Source organism: Promicromonospora umidemergens (genome assembly GCF_024171995.1).
GTDB classification, from domain to species: Bacteria; Actinomycetota; Actinomycetes; order Actinomycetales; family Cellulomonadaceae; genus Promicromonospora; species Promicromonospora umidemergens.
In genome coordinates, this window is record NZ_JAMTCT010000059.1 from 1 (window position 1) to 2,285 (window position 2,285).

Annotated in this window: 1 protein-coding gene; it reads right to left on the bottom strand. The window is 65.8% G+C overall.

From position 1 onward, the window contains the following. Positions 1-101: 101 nt before the first annotated feature. Complete coding sequence (gene ltrA, locus APR04_RS30235; protein ID WP_253878347.1) at positions 102-1,637, bottom strand: group II intron reverse transcriptase/maturase; 1,536 nt, start codon at positions 1,635-1,637, stop codon at positions 102-104. Between the last annotated feature and the right edge of the window lie 648 nt (positions 1,638-2,285).

Consider the following 2,285-nt stretch of genomic DNA (forward strand, 5'->3'; position numbering starts at 1 on the left):
CACGCTCACCGGTGTTTCTTCGCGAAGAGTCGGATAGCCCCGGCACATTGCTGTGCCGGGGCCTCCTCAGAACCGGACGTGCCCGTTTCCGAGCATCCGGCTCAAGCAAGCCCGAGGGCAGCGGAAGGCATAGGGAGTGATGGTGGTCGTCGACGCCGTCGGTGCCAGTACTCGGTCAAAGCAGGATCGTCTGGTGACGCCCGGCCCTTGACCTTGATGTGGCGGACGATCGGCGTCCATGCGGCTTTGGTGAGGTGCTGACCGGTGTCCCGGTCGCCGAAGACCCAGCGGTCGCTGCGCGTGATGCGGTAGCGACCCCAGTAGCGGTCTTTGATCCAGCGCAGGCCCTTGTTCGGATGGCGTCGCAGCGCCCAGCGCCACAGGCGCTGGAACAGCCAGTTGTCGATCAGGTTGTACGACCGTTGCGAGACTCCAGTGCGGTAGTAGTTCGCCCACCCCTTGATGATCGGGTTGAGCGTCCCGATGACCGCCTGAGCGTGAAGGCCGTTGAGTCTCGCGACTTCCTGACCGAGCCGAGCGCGCATCCGGAGCATCGCGGTCTTGGACGGCTTCGTCAGCAGCTTCCCGTTCGGGTAGCGGCGGATGTTGAACCCCAGGAAGTCGAACCCCTCGGACAGGTGCACGATCCGTGTCTTGTCCTCGTTGAACGACAGGCCCCGAGGCCGCAACCAGGCTGCGAGCCATTCTTTGACCGCGAGAGCCTCCTCTTCCGAGTGGCACAGTGCTACCAGGTCATCCGCATAGCGAATGAGCACAGGTGCTCCCTTGACCACTCGGTCGCCGACGTCCACCTTGTGCGGAGCGTGTCGGCGCACCCCGGCGGCTTCCTCCATCCCGTGCAGCGCGATATTCAGCAACAACGGCGAGATGATGCCGCCCTGGGGCGTTCCTGCCTCGGTGGGCAGATATTCGCCGTGCTCCATGACCCCGGCCTTCAGCCATGCGGCGACGTGCTCCCTGGCCGGGAACCCGTCGAGCATGGCCAGCAGGTGGTCGTGGTCGATGTTGTCGAACGCCGCTGTCAGGTCCGCGTCCAGCACCCACATGCGGTGCCGGGTCTTTCCTGCGCACGTAACGAAGATCGCCTCGATGGCGTCGTGGCAGCCGCGTCCTGGCCGGAAGCCGTAGACGTCCGGTTCGAAGCGGGCCTCCCACTCAGGCTCCAGAGCGCCTGCGACCATCGCCTGGACGGCGCGGTCGGTCAACGTGGGGATACCGAGCGGTCGGCGCTTGCCGTTCGCCTTCGGGATGTGCACTCGCCGCACCGGCGAGGGCGTCGTCGTCATCGCGTTCTCCATGAGCCACACGGCCATCGCGGCCCGTGACTCGTCGTCGAGCACGACGACGCCGTCCACCCCAGCAGTGCCGCGTCCCTTGTTCGTCTGCGTCACCCTCCGCACCGCCACGAGCACGTTGGCCCGTGACCGCAGCATCAGGCGCTGCAGACTACGAACCCGCCGGGGGTTCGCGTCCTTCGCCGCCATGAAGATCCGTTGTCTCAACGCACGTACGTCTGCGTCGACCTTCGGCCAGTCGATCCCGGCCCACCAGTCGGCGTCCACGTCTGCGGATCTGTTCGCCGTGGCGTCCAACATCCCCCGCAGTTCCCTACGCATCCTCACCTTCCTTCCACGACTCACCTGGCTCACGTCAGCCCCGCTTTCGCGTCCGGACACAAGGTCCGGTATCCGGGTGGTTATCGTCCGACGACCGCTGGAGGAGCGGCCACTCGCCGTGCGTTTCCCAGTGCCTTACGGCGTCCCGGCCTTCGCTTCTTGAGCCATCCTGTTCCCGCCGCGCGCGTCAACCCCTCTCACGAGGAAGCCCACCGAGCATGCTCGGCGCGCGACGGGGTTTCCGTGTTCCGCACCTTCCAGATACGGCCTGGCAGGGTGCCGCCTTTCCCCCGGGAGCGGTGGTGTCCTCACACCCACGCAGCATGCCGCGGATGCCACCTGCCGGACTCACACCGGCTTGCTCCTAAAACCCCCGACGCCTGCCATGAGGGGGCCTAAAGCTAACGAGAGCTCATCGACGGTTCACTTACGTTCACCCATCCAAGCCTTCCCCTCACCCGCCGCTCGTCGGCAGACTGACAGCACGGCTTCGGCTTTCCCGTGGGCTTCGCACCCCGTCGTCACCAACGACGCACGCCACGGTGGGGACGGGTCTTATGGACACTGACCCGGATCACATGCGACGTCCCGAAGGGCGCCACCTCCACTCCATGCAACCACTGAAAATGTGCGACCTCACGTCGCACA